Below are 20,200 nucleotides of genomic sequence, written 5' to 3' on the forward strand. Positions count from 1 at the left end.
CATGGCGCAACAAGCTTTAAAATCGCAAGTTTAGAGCAAATCCTTGCGGAATCACGTCACCATGCCCACTCAGCCCGATCGCGCCATCCGCTCCTGGGACATCTTCTGCACCGTGATCGACAACTATGGCGATATCGGCGTCTGCTGGCGGCTGGCGCGCCAGCTGGCCCAGGAACACGGCCACACCGTGCGCCTGTGGGTGGACGACCTGGCCAGCTTCGCGCGCCTGGCGCCAGGTCTGGACATCGCCGCCCCGGAGCAAGCACTTGCCGGCGTGACGATTCGTCCGTGGCGGCGCCCGGACCAGGAGAGCGCGCAGGAGAGCGCCGCGCGCTTCGCGGGTGTCACGCCGCACGATGCGGTGATCGAATCCTTCGCCTGCGACCTGCCGGCCACATTCCTGGCCGCCATGGCCGCATGCGAGCCCAAGCCAGCCTGGATCAATCTCGAATACATGAGCGCCGAACCCTGGGTCAGGGAACACCACGGCATGGCCTCGCCCCACCCGCGGCTGCCGCTGGTCAAGCATTTCTTCTTCCCCGGCTTCGAGCCCGGCACGGGCGGCCTGCTGCGCGAAGCCATGCTGGGCTCGCAGCGCGAACACCTGCGCACCAGCCCCGCCGCCCAGGCGGCGCTCTGGCATCGCCTTGGCTTCCAGCCCGTCGACGGCGCCCTGAAAGTCAGCTTGTTCGCCTATGCCAATGCCGCCTTGCCCGCGCTGCTGGCCCAATGGCGCGATGGCCCCGAGCCCGTCCAGTGCCTGGTGCCGGCAGGCCTGGCCGCCCAGCAGGCAAGCGCATGGTTCGGGGGCGCCGGCTGCGCACCTGGCAGCGCCTTCGCGAGCGGCAACCTGGTCGTGCAGGTGGTGCCCTTTGTGCGCCAGGAGCACTACGATGAACTGCTGTGGCTGTGCGACCTTAACTTCGTGCGCGGCGAAGATTCGTTCGTGCGCGCGCAATGGGCCGGCCGTCCCTTTATCTGGCATATCTACCCCCAGTCGGACGAGGCGCACATGGTCAAGCTCGATGCCTTCCTCGCTTTGTTCCTGCAGCGGCTGGAACGAAGCGGCAAAATCGAGGTTGCCAATGCACTTTCCACCTTCTGGCACGGCTGGAATAAGGACGATGAATCACCTGACTGGGCGCGCCTGCGCGCCCATCTGCCCGTGCTGGGCGCCGCCACGGAGCAATGGCAGCGCAGCCTGCAGCACCTTGGCGACCTGGCCGCAAATCTCGTGGCCTTTTGCGAAAATCGGGTAAAATAGTGGGTTATTTTGATGGTGACCAGGCCGGAAGACGGAAACGCCCCGCGCAAGCTTGCGCGCAAGTGTGTCGGCAGAGCGCCTTCGCCATACCGAATTCCGAGACATTCTTTTTCAGGAAATAGTTCAGATGAAAACCGCACAAGAACTCCGCGTCGGCAACGTATTCATGATCGGCACCGACCCGATGGTCGTGCAGAAGGCTGAGTACAACAAGTCGGGCCGCAACTCCGCCGTGGTCAAGATGAAGTACAAGAACCTGCTGACGGAAGCCCCGGGTGAATCCGTCTTCAAGGCTGACGACAAGTTTGAAGTCGTGATGCTGGAACGCCGCGAATGCACCTACTCGTACTTCGCCGACCCGATGTACGTGTTCATGGACACCGACTTCAACCAGTACGAAGTCGAGCAGGACAGCATGGGCGACTCGCTGAACTACCTCGAAGACGGCATGACCGTCGAAGTGGTGTTCTACAACGACAAGGCCATCTCGGTGGACATGCCGACCACGCTGGTCCGCGAGATCACCTACACCGAACCGGCCGTCAAGGGCGACACCTCGTCGGGCAAGGTGCTCAAGGGCGCCAAGATCAACACCGGCTTCGAGCTGCAAGTGCCGCTGTTCTGCAGCATCGGCGACAAGATCGAAATCGACACCCGTACCGGCGAATACCGCAGCCGCGCAAACTAAGCGCAGCTGGTTCGCCGCCATCCGCGGCGCGGGTGGCGCAACGAAAAAAAGGGCAGCCTCGGCTGCCCTTTTCTTTTCCCTGCTGCCATCGGCTTTCAGCGAATGCCTTCAGCGAATGAAGCCTCAGGCAATCAGGCAATCAGGCCGTGGCTCTTGAGCACGCGCATGGCGGCGGCGTACTCCCCCTCCTGCATCAGCTTGTTCCAGTCCAGCGGCTTGCGGCGCCCGAACAGGCGGCGGATGCGGCGTTGCGAGGTCTTGCCGATGCGCACATCGAGCTCACCCAGCAACTGGTCGGCCCGCTCCGGATGGTTGCAGATCAGCACCATGTCGCATCCCGCGCCCAGGGCAGCGCGCGCGGCCTCGGTCACCGTGCCGGCCACGCTGGCGCCTTCCATGCTCAGGTCGTCGCTGAAGATCACGCCTTCGAAGCCAAGCTGGGTGCGCAGCACGTCCTGCAGCCAGTAGCGCGAGAAGCCGGCCGGATGCGGGTCGACCTTGGGGTAGATCACGTGCGCCGGCATCACCGACGATAGCGCCATCCCCATCCACTCGTACGGACGCGCGTCCTGCGAGAGGATCTCGTCGAGGCCGCGCTCGTCCACTGGCACGGCCACGTGCGAATCCGCGGCGACAAAGCCGTGCCCCGGGAAATGCTTGCCGCAATTGGCCATGCCGGCCAGCAGCAGGCCGTGGGTCAGGTGGTTGGCGAGCAGGGTCACCACGCGCGGGTCGGCGTGGAAGGCGCGGTCGCCGATCACGGCGCTGAGTCCGTAGTCCAGGTCGAGCACCGGGGTGAAGCTCAGGTCGATATCGCAGGCGCGCAACTCCGCCGCCAGCACATAGCCGCAGGCCACGGCCGCCTTGGTTGCCGCCAGCACATCCTGGTCCCACAACGCGCCGAGCCGGGCCATGGCCGGCAGGTGCGTGAAGCCATCGGTCCTGGCGCGCTGCACCCGGCCACCCTCGTGATCGATGCAGATGAGCACATCGTCGCGCACGGCGCGGATGTCATGCGTCAGCGCCTGCAGCTGCGCGCGCGACTCGAAGTTGCGCGCGAACAGGATCACGCCGCCGGTCAGCGGATGAGAGATGCGGCGGACATCGTCCGCATCGAGCTGCTTGCCTTTGACATCGAGTACAACCGGGCCCGGCCGTTTGCCGGAAATCTTCTTGATCATTTGGAGTCTTCACTAGGCTGGGAGGCGAGCGGCAAGCCGGCGCTGACGCCAGCGCCACCCGGCTCGGCGATCGCAAAAGCGACCGCGTAATCGTGTTCGTCGCTGACACTGACCCGTACCACGAGGCCGCGTTCCCGCAGCCAGGCATCGAGCTCGCCGTGGCAATGCGGATACGGCTCGCCGGAGGGCAGGTTCAGCAGTTCCATCGCGCGCCAGGTCATCGGCCAGCGCATGCCCAGGCCGATCGCCTTGGAGAAGGCCTCCTTGGCGGCGAAGCGCGTGGCCAGGAAGGCGAGCCCGCGTTTTTCCGAGCGCGCCTTGCGGGCGTGGTACTTCTGGAATTCCTGCGGGCCGAGCACCTTCTCGGCAAACCGGCCGCGCGTGCGCTCCATCACGCCCTGCACGCGATCGATCTGGATGATGTCGGTGCCGATGCCGTAGATCACGCTGCGGCGTCCGGACGCGGATAGGTGGTGCCGAGACGCGCCGCCACCATGATGGCCTTCATCTCGCGCACGGCGTTCTGCCAGCCGACAAAGACCGCATGCGCGACGATGGCGTGGCCGATGTTCAGTTCCTTGATGCCGTGCAGCGCGGCAACCGGCTGCACATTGGTGTAGTGCAGGCCGTGGCCGGCGTTGACCACCAGGCCAAGCCGCACGCCGGCATCGACGCCTTCGGCCACGCGGCGCAGCTCGGTGGCCTGCTCCTCGGCCGAATGCGCATCGGCATAGCGCCCGGTGTGCAGTTCCACCACCGGCGCGCCGCAAGCGGCGGCGGCTTCGATCTGCTCGATCTGCGCGTCGATGAACAGCGAGACGCGAATGCCCGCGTCGGCCAGTTGGCGGCAGGCGGCCTTGACCTGCTCGAAGCGCCCGGCCACGTCCAGGCCGCCTTCGGTGGTGACTTCCTCGCGCCGCTCGGGCACCAGGCAGACATCCTGCGGGCGGATCCCGCAGGCGATGTCGAGCATCTCCTGGGTGATCGCGCATTCCAGGTTCATGCGTGTGGCCAGCAGCGGACGCAGCGCGTGCACGTCGGCGTCGCGGATATGGCGTCGGTCTTCACGCAGGTGCAGCGTGATCAGGTCGGCGCCGGCCTGCTCGGCCTGCAGCGCTGCCTGGATCGGATCGGGATAGACCGTGCCGCGCGCATTGCGCAGCGTGGCCACGTGGTCGATATTGACGCCAAGGTCGATGACGCCGGGATGCGCGTGGAAGATCATGCAGGTGGGCTCGAAGGGCTCAGAAGTAAATCAGAGATAGTGCAGGTCGATCAGGATCTGGCGCGTCTTCAGCGGCGCGCCTTGCAAATAATAATGCAGCAGGAAGCGCATCAGGGCACGACTTTGCGTGACAGTTTGTGTCCGGCTATAGTCGTCCTGCGACATGTCGAGCAGCGTCTGCCCGGAAACCACCGGCCAGGATGACGGATCGCTGGCCTGCGCGCGGCGCACGCCACGCTCGGGCTGGTAGACATAGTCCAGCTCCGGCTCGACCGTCTCGCCGGAATTGGCGCATTCATCGAAGGCCACCGCAAAGCCTGTTTCCTGCAGCAGCACACGCTCGAAGCCGCGCAGCACCAAGCCAGCCGGCTCGCCCTGCGAGAGCTGGGTCAGCGTGGCCATGTACTGGCGGAACAGGGTAACGTGGGCGTCTTCGCGGGCGCAAAAGCGCAACAGCAATTCGTTGAGATAGAAGCCCGAGAGCAAGGCGTCGCTTGCCAGCGGCAGCATGCCGCCAACCCACTCCGCGCGCGTCAGCGTCTTGACCTCGCCGCGGCCGCTCCATGACAGGGAGATCGGCTGGAAATGCTGGAGCACCGGGCGCAGCGCCGAATGCGGCCGCTTGGCGCCCTTGGCCACCATGGCCACGCGGCCGTGGTCGCGCGTGAACACATCGAGGATCAGGCTGGTTTCGCGGTAGGGCCAGGCATGCAGCACGAAGCCGGGCTGGTTGGCGACGCGCAGCTCCGTGCGCGCCGGCACGATGCGCAACGCGCGATCCATCATCGCGCGTTGCTCCGCCACCGCCATGCCGGGCACGGCGTGGCTGTCCAGCAGTTCGGCGGCTTCTTCCACCACCGGGTCAATGCGGCGGGCCTTCAGGGCAGGCCCGCCCGCTCTCTCACTCATAGCCGTAGGCGCGCAATCCAGCTTCGTTGTCGGCCCAGCCGCTCTTGACCTTGATGAACATCTCCAGGTAGACCTTGCCGTCGAACAGCTTCTCCATGTCGATGCGGGCCTCCGTGGAGATGGTCTTGAGCTTGGCGCCCTTGTTGCCGATGATCATGGCCTTGTGCCCGTCGCGCTCGACCAGGATGGTGGCAAAGATGCGCCGCAGCCGGCCTTCGGTCTCGAACTTTTCGATGATGACCGTGCTGGTGTACGGCAACTCGTCGCCGGTCCACCGGAACACCTTCTCGCGGATGATCTCGGAGGCCATGAAGCGCTCGCTGCGATCGGTCATGGAGTCGGCGTCGTACATCGGCTCGCCTTCCGGCAGGTAGGGCCGGATGATGGCGAGAAGGCGCTCGATGTGGTCGTGCGTCTTGGCCGACATCGGCACCACTTCCGCGAACTGGAACTGGTGCCCCATCTTTTCCAGGAAGGGCATCATCACCTCGGCCCGGTCCGCGCCAAGGCGATCCAGCTTGTTGGTGACCAGCAGCACCGGCACCTTCTTTGGCAGCAGCGACAGCACCTTCTCGTCGTCGGCGCCGTAGTAGCCGGCCTCAACCACGAACAGCACCAGGTCCACCGACGACAGGGTCGAGGTGACGGCGCGGTTCAGCGAGCGGTTCAGCGCGCTGGCATGGCGGGTCTGGAAACCCGGCGTATCGACGAAGACGAACTGGGCGTCCTCGGTGGTCTGGATGCCAACGATGCGGTGGCGCGTGGTCTGCGCCTTGCGGGAGGTGATGCTGACCTTCTGGCCAACCAGCGCGTTCATCAGCGTGGACTTGCCGACGTTGGGACGCCCGACAATGGCCACGGTGCCGCAGCGGAACGCTGCGGTAGGGGTACCCGCGGCGTCTTGCTGCGGATCGGTAGATTCGGTCATTCCTTCAACCTGAGAGACAACTGGGGATCGGGTGGCACCGGTTGCTTGCGCGTCTTGCCGGTGCGCTCGGCCCGGCTGCGCTTGAGCAACTGGGGCACGAGCTTTTGCACCTCGTCGAGCGCCAGCTTGGCGGCGGCTTGTTCGGCGGCACGGCGCGACGCGCCGGTACCGAACACCCGCACTTCCAGTTTAGGCACGGTGCACTCGACTTCAAACTGCTGGTTATGCGCGGCGCCATGGGTGGCGATCACGTTATATTGCGGCAGGGCTATCTTGTGGCCTTGCAGGTACTCCTGCAACAGCGTCTTGGCATCCTTGCCCAGCGTGCGCGGATCCACTTGCTCGAGGATGGGGATGTAGAGCTTGCGGATCAGCGTGCGCGCGCCTTCGAAGCCGGCATCGAGGAAGACGGCGCCGACGATGGCTTCCAGCGCATCGGCAAGGATCGAAGGGCGGCGGAAACCGCCGCTCTTCAGTTCGCCCTCGCCCAGGCGCAGCGCCTCGGACAACTGCAGCATCTGGGCAATTTCATACAGCGCCTGCTGCTTGACCAGATTGGCGCGCACGCGGGAGAGATCGCCTTCGTCGAGCTTGCTGAACATGCCGTACAGCATATCGGCCACGGCGCAGTTCAGCACCGAATCGCCCAGGAATTCCAGGCGTTCGTTGTGCAAGGCACTGTGGCTGCGGTGCGTCAGCGCCTGCTGCAGCAATTCTGGCTTGCTGAAGCGGTAGCCGAGGCGTTGCTGCAAGGCATCGAGGTTCATGTCAGTACTGCGTTCCCGAATAGGTAATCATAAGGCTCAGAGGGCCGTATAACGGCACCTCGTTACGGTAGGAAAAGCCCACCGAGCGGATCGTGCCATTGTCGTCTTCGTGAATATCCAGATCGTCGCTGCGCACAGCGGTAATACGGTCAATCTGTGCCTGCTTGGCGAAATAATCGGCCACTTCGCGCTTGTTGGATGCCTGTTGCTTGGCATAACTGACGGCGCGCTTGACCGAAAAGTACTCCAGCAAGCTTGGGATCGCCCTGACCGCCGGGATCACGATGCCCCCGACGACCAAGATGACGATCAGCAAGCTGCCAAGGGAGAATCCGCGCGCCTTGTACCGCCCCGCCAGACGCGCTTTCCCCCTCTTTGAACCAACCTCCCGACGCGATTGATCCACTTGTTCCACTTGTTCTGCTAGTGCCGTTTGACCAGCTTGACCAGCTTGACCCTTTTGACCGTTTTGACCGTTTTGACCGTTTTGACCCATGTTGCGCTTTCCCTCGCTTGACTGGAGTGATTTATTCGCGCCGCGGAAGGCTTACTTGAACGCCCCCACGCGTCCGATATTGCCGAGGTTCATCCAGATCAGGAATGCCCGGCCGACAATATTCTGATCGGGCACGAAGCCCCAATAACGTGAATCCAGGCTGTTGTCGCGGTTATCGCCCATCACAAAATAGTGACCTTGCGGCACCTTGCAGGTCAGCCCTTGCTGATTGTAAGTGCAGTTTTCGTGGAACGGAAAATCGGGATCCGCGCCGGAGACAAACGACGGCCGGTCGGCGTCGTTGAGGATACCGTGCTCCGGGCCGTCGGGCAGCTTCTCGTGGAAGTGCTTCGAATACGAAAGCCGTTCTTCATCCAGGTAGTCGGGCAGCGAGCCGTAATCCGCGGCCTTGCCGTTGATGGTCAGGCGCTTGTTCTGGTAGCTCACCACATCGCCCGGTACCCCGATGACGCGCTTGATGTAGTCGAGGGACTGATCCTTCGGGTAGCGGAACACCATCACGTCGCCGCGCTTCGGGTCGCCGACCGAGAGGATCTTCTTGTTCACCACCGGCAGCCTGATGCCGTAATCGTACTTGTTGACCAGGATGAAGTCGCCGATCAGCAGCGTCGGGATCATCGAGCCGGACGGGATCTTGAACGGCTCGACCACGAAGGAGCGCAGCACGAACACGGCCAGGATCACCGGGAAGAAGCTTGCCGAATACTCCAGCCACCACGGCTGGCGCAGCTTTTCCTCGGCGAGGCGGCTACGCGACGTGTCGATCTCGCCGACGCCGTAGCGTCCCTGGAGATCGGATTTGCGCGCATCGAACTCGGCCAGCGCCGATTGGGCGGAAAGCCGCCGCTGCTTCTCGAACACCAGTTTGTCGGCCACCCAGGCAATGCCCGTAATAACCACCAGCACAAAAAGGATCAGTGCAAAATTCATGTCGGCTAGATCTTCGTGTTGTTTTGATTGAGTCCGCGTCAACCACTGCCGAAGAGCCTGCCGGCAGCGCCGGCGCGGCCCTGCCGGCTTACTTGTCGCCCACCTGCAGGATTGCGAGGAAGGCCTCCTGGGGAATCTCGACCGAGCCCACCTGCTTCATGCGCTTCTTGCCCGCCTTCTGCTTCTCCAGCAGTTTCTTCTTACGCGAGATATCGCCGCCGTAGCACTTGGCAAGCACGTTCTTGCGCAGCGCCTTGACGTTCTCGCGCGCGATGACGTTGACGCCGATGGTGGCCTGGATGGCTACGTCGTACATCTGGCGCGGGATGATCTCGCGCATCTTGGATACGACTTCGCGGCCACGGTATTGCGAGTTGGAGCGGTGCACGATCACGGACAAGGCATCGACCTTGTCGCCGTTGATCAGGATGTCGACCTTGACCACATCGGCGGCGCGATATTCCTTGAACTCATAGTCCATCGAGGCATAGCCGCGCGACACGGACTTCAGCCGGTCGAAGAAGTCCATGACGATTTCCGCCATCGGGATCTCGTATGTAAGCTGCACCTGCTTGCCGTGGTAGCTCATGTTGATCTGCGTGCCGCGCTTCTGCGTGCACAGCGTGATCACCGAGCCGACGTAGGCCTGCGGCATGTACAGGTTGACCGTGACGATCGGCTCGAGGATGTTCTCGATACGGCTCGGGTCCGGCATCTTGGCCGGGTTCTCCACGATCAGCTTGGTCTTGTCGCGCATGTCGACCTCGTACACCACCGTCGGTGCGGTGGTGATGAGGTCCATGTCGAATTCGCGCTCCAGGCGCTCCTGCACGATCTCCATGTGCAGCAGGCCCAGGAAGCCGCAGCGAAAGCCGAAGCCAAGCGCCTGCGACACCTCGGGCTCGTACTGCAGGGACGCGTCGTTGAGCTTGAGCTTTTCCAGGGATTCGCGCAGGGCTTCATACTGGTTGGCTTCCACCGGGTACAGGCCGGCGAACACCTGCGGCTTGACTTCCTTGAAGCCAGGCAGCGGTTCGGCCGCCTTGCGCGCCATGGTGGTGATGGTGTCGCCCACCTTGGCAGCCTTCAACTCCTTGATGCCGGCGATCACGAAGCCCACCTGCCCTGCCTGCAATGACTCGCGCGGCAGCGACTTGGGCGAGAATACGCCGACCTGCTCGACCAGGTGCTGCGAGCCCGTGGCCATCAGCAGGACCTTGTCCTTGGGCCTGAGGGTGCCGTTGACCACGCGCACCAGCATCACCACCCCCACGTAGTTGTCGAACCACGAGTCGATGATCAGGGCCTGCAGCGGGGCAGCGGGATCGCCCTTGGGCGGCGGCACGCGGGCGATCATCGCCTCGATGACGTCCTCCACGCCAAGGCCGGTCTTGGCCGAGCAAGGCGTGGCGTCATGCGCGTCGATGCCGATCACTTCCTCGATCTCGCGGATCGCGTTTTCGGGATCGGCCGACGGCAGGTCGATCTTGTTCAATACCGGCACCACTTCCACGCCCAGTTCGATCGCCGTGTAGCAGTTGGCGACGGTCTGCGCCTCCACGCCCTGCGAGGCATCGACCACCAGCAGCGCGCCTTCGCAGGCGGACAGCGAGCGGCTCACTTCATAGCTGAAGTCGACGTGTCCCGGGGTGTCGATGAGGTTGAGGTTGTAGATCTTGCCGTCGCGCGCCTTGTAGCTCAGCGCCGCGGTCTGCGCCTTGATGGTGATGCCGCGCTCCTTCTCGATGTCCATCGAGTCAAGCACCTGCGCCTCCATCTCGCGATCGGACAGGCCTCCGCAGAGTTGGATGATGCGGTCGGCCAGGGTCGATTTACCGTGGTCGATGTGGGCGATGATCGAGAAATTGCGGATATGGTCCATCTGATGCTCAGGGGTGCGCCGTTTCAGGCCACGAAGTGCCCGCGTGGGCACGCCGGGCGGCGCAGCAATTATGAACGACCTGGAACTGGCGCCCTGCGGGGCGCGCGCCGATCCCGGTCGCAGGTTGGTGACGCAGACTTTACGCCAAAGCGCGATTTTACCGTATTTTCAAGGGCTTCCGTATTGCGAAATGGGCCGCGGCGCTAGCCCTGCGGCCAGACCAGGCTTCGCCGGGCGCACTTATGTGCCATCGACCGTCCCATTGCCCACCCGTTCGACCGCCCGCGGCCCCACATGTGCGGCCAACCACGCCCTCACCCGCGTTTCATCGAGAAAGTAATGGCACAACTCCACGTCCGGGCCGGCCGGGGAACCGGCCATCAGCACGGGCACCAGCTCGTCGAAACGGGCGACGGCCGCCGGATCGGTATCCACGTCCACCTCATGCAGGACAAAGGAAAAATCGCGCCGGAGCGGCTCCAGCGCGATTTTCATGTCCTCGCACAGATGGCAGTAGCTTCTGCCATACAGTGTGAGATCGGCCATGATGGCTGCGCCGGTCAGCGCGAGGACATCGTGCCCGGCCGCAAGGTGAGCACCTGGGTGGCATCCCCACGGCGCACGAACACCGCGGCGATCTTGGCCTTGTCGAGTCCCTTGACCAGTTCGTTGAACTGCTTCGGGCTGGTCACATCGCTGTCGCCCAGGCGCAGGATGATGTCGCCCGGGCGAATGCCGGCGCGCATCGCCGGCCCATCCGCCTGCTCGACCTCGACCCCCGACTTGATCTTGAGTTCTTTGAGCTTAGCGTCGGGAATCTCGTTGACGATCAGGCCAAGCGCATTGGGCTTGGCCGCCGGCGGGCTGCCTTCGTCGCGCTGGCTGTTGCCGCGGGTTTTCACCTTCGCATCCGCATCCAGCTCGGCCACGGTGATGGACACCTCGCGCGTCGCGCCCTTGCGCCAGAGTTGCAGCGGAACACGCGTGCCCGGCTTGATGTCGCCGACCATGCGCGGCAGGTCCGACGCCTTCTCGATGTCGCGGCCGTTGAACTTGAGGATGATGTCGCCAGCCTCGATCCCGGCCTTCTCGGCAGGGCCACCGGGCTCGACGCTGCCGACCAGCGCGCCCCGGGCACGGCCCAGTCCGAGCGAATCGGCAACTTCCTTGGTCACGTCCCCGATTGCCACCGCGATACGTCCGCGCGTGACCTTACCGGTCGCCTTTAGCTGCTCGGTGACCCGCAAGGCTTCATCGATCGGGATGGCGAAGGAGATGCCCATATACCCGCCGCTACGGCTGTAGATCTGCGAGTTGATGCCGATCACTTCGCCGCGCAGGTTGATCAGCGGGCCGCCGGAATTGCCGGGGTTGACCGCCACATCGGTCTGGATGAACGGCAGGTAGTCACCGGTATCGCGCCCCTTGGCGGAGACAATGCCGGCAGTCACGGTGTTATCGAGGCCAAAGGGAGAACCGATGGCCAGCACCCACTCGCCAGCGCGGACCTTGTCCGAGTCGCCAAGCGGCAGCTTGGGCAGGCCAGTCGCGTCAACCTTGAGCAAGGCGACATCGGTGCGCTTGTCCGAGCCGATCAGCTTGGCCTTGAACTCGCGCTTGTCAGGCAGCGTGACGTAGATGGTTTCGGCATCCGCGACCACGTGAGCATTGGTCATCACATAGCCATCCTGGCTGATGACGAACCCCGATCCCACCCCGCGGCTCTGCTCCTCGCCCTGTGGCGGCTGGCCGCGGCGCGGGGCGCCCGGCGGCGTGGGTGCGCCAGGCATGGGCACACCAAAGAAACGGCGGAAGAACTCTGCCATTTCGTCGTCTTCGGTCCCGGGAGTGCCGCGCGAGCGCACGCGCTCGGTGGTACGGATGTTCACGACAGCCGGACCAGCCTTTTCCACCAGGTCGGTGAAATCGGGCAGGTTATAGGACGGCGCGGCAGCCTGTGCGTGGCTCAGCTCGGCGGCAAAGGGCGCAAAGGCGAGAATGGCAGCCATGAGCACGGTCCGAGCCAAGGCTGGAGATCTTGGTGACATCGTCGACTCCTGGGAAATCAGCGAAAAGAGGAAGAAAGCACAGGCAGCAGGGTTGCCGGCCGGCGGCGACCCGGTGGCGATGTTCACGCCTCCGGCAACGCCGCGATTCGGCTTAATGGGCCTTCGGTGGTTTGTATTCTACCGCCGAGGCAAACTGCCTCACTGTGGCAGGCGGGACTTCGCCCACCACCGTGATCCAGAAATCGGCTACGCGGCGTACCACGACCTGCGTGGCACCCAGCGAGGCGACGCCCTCGCGGCGCACGCGCTGCTCGGAAACCGGCTCGATAAACACCGACAGGCCGGTCAAGCCATCGCTGTAAACGATCTGGAGCACTTCGAAGACATTGCCGCGCGGATTGGCCTGCGGCGCGCGCAGCTCTCCCAGTGGGCGGCGAACCTCGCGGATCTTCAGGAACCCCTTGACCGGAACCGCGATGCTCCAGCCTTCGTCGGCAATATTGGCCGGATGGTTGGTCACCTCATAGTGCGTCCAGGAGCCGGAGTTCTTGATGGCCGTGAGAATGCGCTGCTTTTCCGATGGCACGCCAATATCGACTTGCGAGAAAGCCACCTGTTCCAGCACCTTGCCGCCCTCGCCCAGGGTCTGGGCACGCATCAGCAAGCCGGAATTCTTCTCCGCCCAGAGCCGCACAGCGTAGCGCGCTGCGTCATGCGGCTCGAGCGAGAAGACCTCGCACTCGACGCCAGCCACGCGCTCGTCCGGGAGCTTGCGCATATCGTAGATATCGAGCACATCGCTCTTGTTGGTGGCCAGCAGCGCCGGGAAACGATCCTTGGCCTCCTGCTTCTCCACCACCACCAGCTTGGCCTCGGGAATCAGGCTGTGGACGATGTCATTCTGGCGCAGCACTTCGCGCGGCTTGCCGTCGAGCGTCTCAAGCCGTTCGTACTCGTTGTTGACGAGATCGCTGTAGTGCTGGATGCGTGATGCATGCATCACGCTGCCGCGCTGATAAATCAGTGTGCCGACATAATTCTCGCGCTGGGCCGCGCGATGGATCTTGTTGAGCCAGGCCGTTGCGTCGCGACGGGCCAGCGTATTGTCCGGCGGCTGCGCAGTTGCCGCAGCCGCAGTCAGACACAAGGCCAGAAAAAAGGACCTGCGAAGGGCCCCAATTCTGTGTGCGCCCGCTACGTTGGCGGGCGACCATCCTTTATGCATGTCCGGCATTATTCCTGCGAATTGTCCTGAGAGAAGTTTGCGCTGTTAGCCACTTGGCGCATGGTCGGCACTACCGCATCGGTGGCAACCGAGACGCGGTGGGCACGAAGATATTCGTCCAGACGGGGATCGCGGATCATCTGCGCGTTGTCGGCGGAGACGGTCACGATGCCGCCAGCCTTTGGCGCTGCAGGTTGTTCGACACGTGCCACTACCGCATCCGGCGTGCCGAGGTCGGCGGCGCCACGCATCTGCGGCACGGCCACCCAGCTGACGGCGGCCACTGCGGCGGCAATCGCGGTGCTCGGCATGACGCGCCGCACCCACGACGGCTTGAACAGCAGGCGATGGGCCGACGACGCCTTGGCGACGGCAGGCACCAGCACATGCGGTTCGCTGCCCAGACGAGCGGAAAACCGGGAAAGAAAATCATCGGTCGAGCCGGCATGCGTCAGTTCTTCCGAACGCAGGGCATCGCCAATCAATTGATAAGAGGCCCAGCTTGCCATGCCTGCCTCGCTTTTCGCGAGGTCCAGCACTGCGTTTACTTCGTGCGGCGCCAGCTCGCCATCCATCAGCACGGAGATTTGCTCCGCTGCTTCCACTTCATGAACCGACTGCTTATGAGCCTGACCCATTTCCCACCCCTAGAAAAACCATTGAACAACCGACAATCCCGTCTACCGCTTTGTCGTTTTTCGATGCAGGAATAGGCTGCAACGCTGGCCGCACGACATTTTATTTACTGCTCACCACTACATATAACTACCTACTACCACCGCTTGCCCTCTGCCGTTCCCAGCAGCGGGCGCAATTTGTCGGCAATCGCCTCGCGCGCCCGGAAGATGCGTGACCGGACCGTGCCGATCGGGCAACCCATGGCTTCCGCGATCTCCTCGTAGCTGAGGCCCTCGATCTCGCGAAGCGTGATGGCGGTGCGCAATTCCTCAGGCAGTGCTTCCATTGCGCGGTTGACCGTCTCGGCCACCTGGCGGGTATGGAGCATCGACTCCGGCGTATTGATATCTCTTAGTTGCTCACCGTCCGCAAAAGTTTCAGCCTCTTCGGCATCGATATCACTGGAGGCTTCCGGCCGGCGTCCCTGGGTCGCCAGGTAGTTCTTCGCCGTGTTAACCGCAATCCGGTACAACCAGGTGTAGAACGCCGACTCACCGCGAAACTGCGGCAAGGCACGATACGCCTTGATAAAGGCATCTTGTGCTACATCCTCCACTTCCGCGGAATCCCGCACCAAACGCGAAATGAGCCTGATGATCTTGCGGTGGTACTTCACCACCAACAATTCAAAGGCCCGCTTATCGCCCTGCTGGACGCGTTCAACGAGGAGCTGATCGGCTTCGCGTTCGCTCACGAATATTTCACCTGCAGTGTATCTCTTGGTATCGTCTTCACGACAAACGTTGTATTTTACCTACGTTGCGGGCCGCACGGTCAGTGCGTTGCAACGCATATTGTGAAGAATGGTTGAAATGGTCGCGCATCAACCGGCCTCGTCGGTCGCCGGGACTTCGCGGCGCGCAACCCGAATGGTGCGCCTCAAGGCGCGCAAAGCGCTGGCGCCGGCAAATGCACGATTGACCACCAGCACACGCGGCGGCCGTCCGGCCACCGGTTCCAGGGCCAGCACGAGCGCCAGCTTGCCCAGTTCCCAGCTGGATTCCACCCGCGCTATCGCGCGGCGGCCGTCCGGCATATCGACCAGGATGCCCGGCCGGCCCGTGCGGTCCCGCCCTTGCGCCAGGCCGCCGTACGTACAGGCGGCACCGCGCCAGAGCGTGGGCCAATGCCAGGCCAGCCAGCCGCACAACCCGGCCAGGCCGCCTACCAACAACCACTGCGTTGAATCCCAGCCTTGCGCCGAGCGCCCCAGCTCCCGCACGCCTTGCCGGGCCAGCAACGCGAACGTTGCCAGCTCGCAGGCCAGGAACAGCGCCAAGGCCCACCGCAAGGGATGGGCCCTGACCGAACGCAAAGGGGAAGCCACCCGGCGGCCGCCGGGTTCAGGCGCGACGGAAGACAAGCGTGCCGTTGGTGCCGCCGAAGCCGAAGTTGTTTTTCACCGCCACGTCGATCTTCAGGTCACGTGCCGTATTGGCCACGTAATCCAGGTCGCACTCGGGATCCTGGTTGAAGATGTTGATGGTCGGCGGCGACACTTGGTGGTGCAGCGCCAGCACGGTGAAGACCGACTCAAGCCCGCCCGCGCCGCCCAGCAAGTGGCCGGTCATCGACTTGGTCGAATTGACCGCCAGCTTGTAGGCGTGATCGCCAAAGGCCAGCTTGATAGCCTCGGTCTCATTCTTGTCGCCAAGCGGAGTCGAGGTGCCATGCGCATTCAGGTAGCCGACTTCGTCCGCATTGATGCCCGCGTCCCTGAGGGCGTTGGCCATGCAGCGGCGGGGACCGTCCATATTGGGCGCGGTCATGTGGTAAGCGTCGCCGCTCATGCCGAAGCCAATCAGCTCCGCATAGATCTTGGCGCCGCGAGCCTTGGCCGACTCGTACTCCTCGAGCATGACCACACCGGCACCCTCGCCCAGCACGAAGCCATCGCGATCCTTGTCCCAGGGGCGGGAGGCGGCAGCGGGGTCATCGTTACGGGTCGACAGCGCGCGCGCGGCGGCGAAACCGCCGATGCCCAGCGGCGAGACGGTGGATTCAGCGCCACCGGCCAGCATCACGTCGGCATCCCCCGCCTGGATCAGGCGGGCCGCCAGGCCAATGCTGTGCAGGCCGGTGGTGCAAGCCGTGACCGCGGCCAGGTTGGGGCCCTTGAGTCCATGGATGATGGACAGGTGGCCCGAGATCATGTTGATGATCGAGCCCGGCACGAAGAACGGGGAGATCCGACGCGGACCGCGATTGGTCAGCTCCGCGTGGGTATCCTCGATCATCGGCAGCCCGCCGATGCCCGATCCGACCAGCACGCCAATGCGGTCCGCATTGGCTTCGGTCACTTCGTAGCCGCTATCCTTCAGCGCTTGCGAACCCGCTGCGATGCCATAGTGGATAAAGGTATCCATATGGCGGGCTTCCTTGGCCGGGATGTAGTCCTCGGCATTGAACCCCTTGACCTCGCCGGCGAAGTGCACGGCAAGCGCGGAATGATCGAATTTGGTGACGGTGGCAATGCCAGACTTGCCGGCAACCAGGTTGGCCCAGCCTTCGGCAACCGTGTTTCCGACCGGAGACACAAGGCCAAGCCCAGTGACGACGACGCGACGACGGCTCACTATGATTTCCTACGGGTACGTGAAGCAAAACCGGATTGGGAATCGATGCCGGCCAACGGCCAGCAGCTGGCTGCACCGATGCCGGCGCAACGCATCCAATTGTGCTTCTTCGAACAGACGAAAGCCACAGAAAACAGCGCAGCGGACCCATGGGTCCACGCGCCTGCCTTCTGTGGCTCGGAATTCAGATACGACAGGCTTAGGCCTTGACGTGTGCAGTGGCGTAATCGATTGCCTGTTGCACGGTCGTGATCTTCTCGGCTTCCTCATCAGGAATTTCCATGCCGAATTCATCTTCCAACGCCATCACCAGTTCAACCGTGTCGAGCGAGTCAGCGCCCAGATCGTTCACGAACGAGGATTCGGTCTTGATGTCTGCCTCGGCCACGCCGAGTTGCTCTGCCACGATTTTCTTGACGCGTTGTTCGATATTGTCCATGTAACCCTCCAGGGAAGTTCGACAAAAAGTGGGCGCATTTTAGCAGGTTTGGGCCATAAAAATGCCCCCTGCCTTCTCTTGCAAGAACAGCGCCCGATCAGTTTTAAAAATAACCACTTCACACAGCTTCTACGGGCTTCTCCATCGAACCCGACGCTGCGCAAGGTGATCAATTCATGTACATGCCACCATTCACATGGAGCGTTGTACCAGTAATGTAGGCCGCCTGCGGACCTGCCAGGAAGGCCACCGCATGCGCGATGTCTTCCGGCTGGCCGAGCCGGCCCAACGGGATCTGCGTCTTCAGTGCCGCATGCTGCTCTTCCGACAGAACCTTGGTCATGTCGGTATCGATAAAGCCCGGCGCCACGCAGTTGACGGTGACGTTGCGGCTGCCGATCTCACGCGCCAGCGCGCGGCTCATGCCTTCCACGCCGGCCTTGGCCGCCGCGTAGTTCATCTGGCCCGGGTTGCCGGTCGAGCCGACCACCGAAGTGATGTTGATGATACGGCCACCGCGGGCCTTCATCATCGGGCGCAGCACGGCACGCGACAGGCGGAACACCGCCGTCATGTTGGTCTCGATCACCGCGCTCCAGTCCTCATCCTTCATGCGCATGGCGAGCTGGTCCTGGGTGATGCCGGCGTTGTTCACCAGCACGCCGAGGCTGCCATGCGTCTTGACCAGCTCGTCGATCAGCGCTTCGGAAGCCGCCGCATCATTGACGTTGAGCACGGCGCCGCGACCCTTGCCGCCGGCTGCCGCCAGGTACTCGCTGATCGCAGCGGCGCCCGCCTCGCTGGTGGCGGTACCCACCACAGTGGCGCCCTGGGCGGCCAGTTCCAGTGCGATGGCGCGGCCAATGCCGCGCGATGCGCCGGTCACCAGCGCGACCTGGTCTTCCAGAAATTTTGTCATTGCGTTGGTCCTTATTTACTTCAGCAGCGCCAGCGTTTCCTGCAGGGAGGCCGGATCGAAGATCGCCCCGCCCACCAGGTTGCCGTCGATACGCTTGGTCATGCCGGCCAGCACCTTGCCGGGGCCGCACTCGATCACATGGGTCACGCCTTGCGCAGCGATCTTCTGCACGCACTCGACCCAGCGCACCGGGGCTGCGGCCTGGCGGACCAGCGCGTCCTTGATGGCTTGCAGGTCGTTGACGATGGCGACATCGACGTTGTTCACCAGCGGAATCGACGGTGCGGCAAACGCCATGCCGGCCATGCGCTCGCGCAGGCGGTCCGATGCGGGCTTGAGCAGCGATGAGTGGAACGGCGCCGACACCGGCAGCGGCAGCGCGCGCTTGGCGCCACGTGCCTTGGCCAGTTCGCAGGCCTTCTCCACGGCAGCCTTGTTGCCGGCGATCACCACCTGCGACGGGGCGTTGAAGTTCACGGCTTCCACCACGCCGGCACCGGTCGCGGACGCTTCAGCGCAAGCGGCGCGCACGTCATCGTCGGACAGGCCCAGGATGGCCGCCATGCCGCCCTCGCCCACCGGCACGGCTTCCTGCATGGCTTGTGCGCGAAAGCGCACCAACGGCACCGCGTCAGCGAAGGGGATCACCCCGGCCGCCACCAGCGCGGAATACTCACCCAGGCTGTGCCCCGCCACCACGGCCGGAGCCGGGCCGCCGGCGTCGAGCCAGGCACGGTAGATGGCCACCGCGGCAGTCAGCATCACCGGTTGCGTGTTGGTGGTGAGGCTCAGGTCCTCGGCCGGGCCTTCGGTGATCAGTCGACCCAGGTCCTGCCCGAGCGCGGCGGATGCCTCGTCCAGCGTGGCGCGGACTACCGCATTGTCGGCAAAAGCATTGAGCATGCCGACTGCCTGCGAGCCTTGCCCTGGGAATACAAAGGAGAATTTCATCGCAATCGAATCGTAAAGATGAATGGCGCCAGGTCGGCGCAGCGGCATGACACCGCGGCGCCGGCCCGAATATTACATGCGTAGCAGTACCGCGCCCCAGGTGAAGCCGCCGCCGACGCCTTCCATCAGCACGTGATGCCCGGCGCCGATGCGGCCATCGCGCACCGCCACGTCAAGCGCCAGCGGGATCGAGGCAGCCGAGGTGTTGCCGTGCTCATGCACCGTAGCCACCATGCGCTCCACAGGCAGGCCAAGCTTCCTGGCCGTGCTTTGCATGATGCGGATATTGGCCTGGTGCGGGATCAGCCAGTCGACCTTGTCCGCCGGGAACTGCGCGCCGGCGAGTGCTTCACGCGCGACCTTGTCGAGCACGGTGACCGCCAGCTTGAACACCGCCTGGCCGTCCATGTGCAGGAATGGGTTGCCGGTGATATTGCCGCCGGAGACATTGCCCGGCACGCACAGGATATCCACATGGCTGCCGTCGGAGTGCATCGCCGACGACAGGATGCCGGGCTCCTCGGAGGCCGACAGCACGACCGCGCCGGCACCGTCGCCGAACAGCACGCAGGTGGTGCGGTCGTTGAAATCCAGGATGCGGGAGAACACTTCGGAGCCGATGACCAGCGCGTTGCGATGCGAGCCGCTGCGGATGAACTTCTCGGCCGTGGCCAGCGCGTAGACAAAGCCGGAACACACCGCCTGCAGGTCGAACGCCGCGCAGTGGTTGGTGATGCCAAGCTTTTGCTGCACCAGGCAGGCGGCGCTCGGGAAGACGAAATCGGGCGTGGACGTAGCGACGATGATCAGGTCGATGCTCTGGCGATCGATGCCGGCCGCCTCCAGCGCGCGCTCCGCTGCCTTGACCGCGAGGTCGCTGCTGGTGACATCCGGCTCTGCCCAATGGCGGGCAGAGATGCCACTGCGCGAAAAGATCCATTCGTCGCTGGTCTCGATGCCCTTCTCAGCCAGTTGCGCCGCGAGATCGTGGTTAGTGACACGCCGCGGAGGCAAATAGCTCCCGGTACCGATGATTTTTGCGTAGCTTGTCATGTAATGTCGGATCGATCGTGTGGCCACGGGTCGTTGCCCGTAGCATCTACATCAGGACC

General features: G+C 63.7%; 22 protein-coding genes. 2 read left to right on the plus strand and 20 right to left on the minus strand.

Annotation, left to right across the window (positions count from 1 at the left end; genetic code table 11):
* The first annotated feature begins 61 nt into the window (after positions 1-61).
* Entirely contained in the window at positions 62-1,264 is a 1,203-nt protein-coding gene (gene earP / locus ACYP5B_RS36870; protein WP_459572887.1) for an elongation factor P maturation arginine rhamnosyltransferase EarP, read from the plus strand.
* Between the two features lie 127 nt (positions 1,265-1,391).
* A complete protein-coding gene (gene efp / locus ACYP5B_RS36875) occupies positions 1,392-1,952 on the plus strand; it encodes an elongation factor P (RefSeq protein ID WP_043347839.1) in 561 nt (186 codons plus the stop codon).
* 131 nt (positions 1,953-2,083) lie between these two features.
* Here efp and nagZ read toward each other — a convergent pair whose 3' ends face one another.
* From nagZ to ACYP5B_RS36975, 20 genes are all read right to left on the minus strand, one after another.
* Positions 2,084-3,133 carry a beta-N-acetylhexosaminidase gene (gene nagZ / locus ACYP5B_RS36880; protein ID WP_400100924.1) on the minus strand — a complete coding sequence of 350 codons (1,050 nt, stop codon included), beginning with the start codon at positions 3,131-3,133 and terminating at the stop codon, positions 2,084-2,086.
* Complete coding sequence (gene acpS / locus ACYP5B_RS36885) at positions 3,130-3,579, minus strand: holo-ACP synthase (RefSeq protein WP_400100926.1); 450 nt, start codon at positions 3,577-3,579, stop codon at positions 3,130-3,132. Before acpS ends, nagZ begins: the two co-directional genes overlap by 4 nt.
* A complete protein-coding gene (pdxJ, locus tag ACYP5B_RS36890; RefSeq protein ID WP_459572888.1) occupies positions 3,576-4,358 on the minus strand; it encodes a pyridoxine 5'-phosphate synthase in 783 nt (260 codons plus the stop codon). The genes acpS and pdxJ overlap by 4 nt, the downstream gene beginning before the upstream one ends.
* A 30-nt stretch (positions 4,359-4,388) precedes the next feature.
* Positions 4,389-5,267 carry a DNA repair protein RecO gene (gene recO, locus ACYP5B_RS36895; RefSeq protein WP_318231391.1) on the minus strand — a complete coding sequence of 293 codons (879 nt, stop codon included), beginning with the start codon at positions 5,265-5,267 and terminating at the stop codon, positions 4,389-4,391.
* The gene (era, locus tag ACYP5B_RS36900) at positions 5,260-6,195 is read right to left on the minus strand and encodes a GTPase Era (RefSeq protein WP_267603776.1); all 936 of its coding nucleotides are present in this window, start codon (positions 6,193-6,195) and stop codon (positions 5,260-5,262) included. The genes recO and era overlap by 8 nt, the downstream gene beginning before the upstream one ends.
* Positions 6,192-6,962, minus strand: a complete 771-nt coding sequence (gene rnc / locus ACYP5B_RS36905; protein ID WP_020205117.1) for a ribonuclease III — start codon at positions 6,960-6,962, stop codon at positions 6,192-6,194. Before rnc ends, era begins: the two co-directional genes overlap by 4 nt.
* Position 6,963: 1 nt before the next feature.
* The gene (locus tag ACYP5B_RS36910; protein ID WP_267606453.1) at positions 6,964-7,278 is read right to left on the minus strand and encodes a DUF4845 domain-containing protein; all 315 of its coding nucleotides are present in this window, start codon (positions 7,276-7,278) and stop codon (positions 6,964-6,966) included.
* Positions 7,279-7,509: 231 nt separating this feature from the next.
* The gene (gene lepB, locus ACYP5B_RS36915; RefSeq protein ID WP_400100929.1) at positions 7,510-8,409 is read right to left on the minus strand and encodes a signal peptidase I; all 900 of its coding nucleotides are present in this window, start codon (positions 8,407-8,409) and stop codon (positions 7,510-7,512) included.
* A gap of 88 nt (positions 8,410-8,497) precedes the next feature.
* The gene (gene lepA / locus ACYP5B_RS36920; RefSeq protein WP_400100931.1) at positions 8,498-10,291 is read right to left on the minus strand and encodes a translation elongation factor 4; all 1,794 of its coding nucleotides are present in this window, start codon (positions 10,289-10,291) and stop codon (positions 8,498-8,500) included.
* A gap of 240 nt (positions 10,292-10,531) precedes the next feature.
* Complete coding sequence (locus ACYP5B_RS36925; RefSeq protein WP_459572889.1) at positions 10,532-10,837, minus strand: glutaredoxin family protein; 306 nt, start codon at positions 10,835-10,837, stop codon at positions 10,532-10,534.
* A 14-nt stretch (positions 10,838-10,851) separates the two neighbouring features.
* Positions 10,852-12,300, minus strand: coding sequence for a DegQ family serine endoprotease (locus ACYP5B_RS36930; protein ID WP_400100935.1), 1,449 nt, complete (start codon positions 12,298-12,300; stop codon positions 10,852-10,854).
* Positions 12,301-12,451: 151 nt separating this feature from the next.
* Positions 12,452-13,525: a MucB/RseB C-terminal domain-containing protein gene (locus ACYP5B_RS36935; protein ID WP_400100936.1), complete on the minus strand. Its 1,074-nt coding sequence runs from the start codon at positions 13,523-13,525 to the stop codon at positions 12,452-12,454.
* 8 nt (positions 13,526-13,533) lie between these two features.
* Complete coding sequence (locus ACYP5B_RS36940; protein WP_267603781.1) at positions 13,534-14,163, minus strand: sigma-E factor negative regulatory protein; 630 nt, start codon at positions 14,161-14,163, stop codon at positions 13,534-13,536.
* A gap of 134 nt (positions 14,164-14,297) precedes the next feature.
* Entirely contained in the window at positions 14,298-14,897 is a 600-nt protein-coding gene (rpoE, locus tag ACYP5B_RS36945) for an RNA polymerase sigma factor RpoE (protein ID WP_006158605.1), read from the minus strand.
* Positions 14,898-15,026: 129 nt separating this feature from the next.
* The gene (locus ACYP5B_RS36950) at positions 15,027-15,494 is read right to left on the minus strand and encodes a hypothetical protein (RefSeq protein WP_459572890.1); all 468 of its coding nucleotides are present in this window, start codon (positions 15,492-15,494) and stop codon (positions 15,027-15,029) included.
* Between the two features lie 52 nt (positions 15,495-15,546).
* Complete coding sequence (gene fabF / locus ACYP5B_RS36955) at positions 15,547-16,779, minus strand: beta-ketoacyl-ACP synthase II (protein ID WP_267603784.1); 1,233 nt, start codon at positions 16,777-16,779, stop codon at positions 15,547-15,549.
* A gap of 199 nt (positions 16,780-16,978) precedes the next feature.
* Positions 16,979-17,218 (minus strand): acyl carrier protein, encoded by a 240-nt coding sequence (gene acpP, locus ACYP5B_RS36960; protein WP_009522116.1) that lies wholly within the window; start codon positions 17,216-17,218, stop codon positions 16,979-16,981.
* A 169-nt stretch (positions 17,219-17,387) separates the two neighbouring features.
* Positions 17,388-18,137: a 3-oxoacyl-ACP reductase FabG gene (gene fabG / locus ACYP5B_RS36965; RefSeq protein ID WP_318231396.1), complete on the minus strand. Its 750-nt coding sequence runs from the start codon at positions 18,135-18,137 to the stop codon at positions 17,388-17,390.
* 15 nt (positions 18,138-18,152) lie between these two features.
* The gene (gene fabD / locus ACYP5B_RS36970) at positions 18,153-19,088 is read right to left on the minus strand and encodes an ACP S-malonyltransferase (protein ID WP_459572891.1); all 936 of its coding nucleotides are present in this window, start codon (positions 19,086-19,088) and stop codon (positions 18,153-18,155) included.
* Between the two features lie 72 nt (positions 19,089-19,160).
* On the minus strand, positions 19,161-20,141 hold the full coding sequence (locus ACYP5B_RS36975) for a beta-ketoacyl-ACP synthase III (protein ID WP_400100943.1): 981 nt from the start codon (positions 20,139-20,141) through the stop codon (positions 19,161-19,163).
* Positions 20,142-20,200: the final 59 nt, after the last annotated feature.

It is taken from the genome of Cupriavidus sp. 8B, assembly GCF_054589115.1.

What these genes read in the sequence shown, in the direction of transcription:
- ACYP5B_RS36975 (WP_400100943.1), bottom strand. Translation starts at nt 20,141, where the DNA reads ATGACAAGCTACGCAAAAATCATCGGTACCGGGAGCTATTTGCCTCCG.
- earP (WP_459572887.1), top strand. Translation starts at nt 62, where the DNA reads ATGCCCACTCAGCCCGATCGCGCCATCCGCTCCTGGGACATCTTCTGC.
- rnc (WP_020205117.1), bottom strand. Translation starts at nt 6,962, where the DNA reads ATGAACCTCGATGCCTTGCAGCAACGCCTCGGCTACCGCTTCAGCAAG.
- ACYP5B_RS36925 (WP_459572889.1), bottom strand. Translation starts at nt 10,837, where the DNA reads ATGGCCGATCTCACACTGTATGGCAGAAGCTACTGCCATCTGTGCGAG.
- fabG (WP_318231396.1), bottom strand. Translation starts at nt 18,137, where the DNA reads ATGACAAAATTTCTGGAAGACCAGGTCGCGCTGGTGACCGGCGCATCG.
- acpP (WP_009522116.1), bottom strand. Translation starts at nt 17,218, where the DNA reads ATGGACAATATCGAACAACGCGTCAAGAAAATCGTGGCAGAGCAACTC.
- era (WP_267603776.1), bottom strand. Translation starts at nt 6,195, where the DNA reads ATGACCGAATCTACCGATCCGCAGCAAGACGCCGCGGGTACCCCTACC.
- lepB (WP_400100929.1), bottom strand. Translation starts at nt 8,409, where the DNA reads ATGAATTTTGCACTGATCCTTTTTGTGCTGGTGGTTATTACGGGCATT.
- ACYP5B_RS36935 (WP_400100936.1), bottom strand. Translation starts at nt 13,525, where the DNA reads ATGCATAAAGGATGGTCGCCCGCCAACGTAGCGGGCGCACACAGAATT.
- efp (WP_043347839.1), top strand. Translation starts at nt 1,392, where the DNA reads ATGAAAACCGCACAAGAACTCCGCGTCGGCAACGTATTCATGATCGGC.
- nagZ (WP_400100924.1), bottom strand. Translation starts at nt 3,133, where the DNA reads ATGATCAAGAAGATTTCCGGCAAACGGCCGGGCCCGGTTGTACTCGAT.
- ACYP5B_RS36930 (WP_400100935.1), bottom strand. Translation starts at nt 12,300, where the DNA reads ATGGCTGCCATTCTCGCCTTTGCGCCCTTTGCCGCCGAGCTGAGCCAC.
- ACYP5B_RS36940 (WP_267603781.1), bottom strand. Translation starts at nt 14,163, where the DNA reads ATGGGTCAGGCTCATAAGCAGTCGGTTCATGAAGTGGAAGCAGCGGAG.
- lepA (WP_400100931.1), bottom strand. Translation starts at nt 10,291, where the DNA reads ATGGACCATATCCGCAATTTCTCGATCATCGCCCACATCGACCACGGT.
- fabD (WP_459572891.1), bottom strand. Translation starts at nt 19,088, where the DNA reads ATGAAATTCTCCTTTGTATTCCCAGGGCAAGGCTCGCAGGCAGTCGGC.
- recO (WP_318231391.1), bottom strand. Translation starts at nt 5,267, where the DNA reads ATGAGTGAGAGAGCGGGCGGGCCTGCCCTGAAGGCCCGCCGCATTGAC.
- pdxJ (WP_459572888.1), bottom strand. Translation starts at nt 4,358, where the DNA reads ATGATCTTCCACGCGCATCCCGGCGTCATCGACCTTGGCGTCAATATC.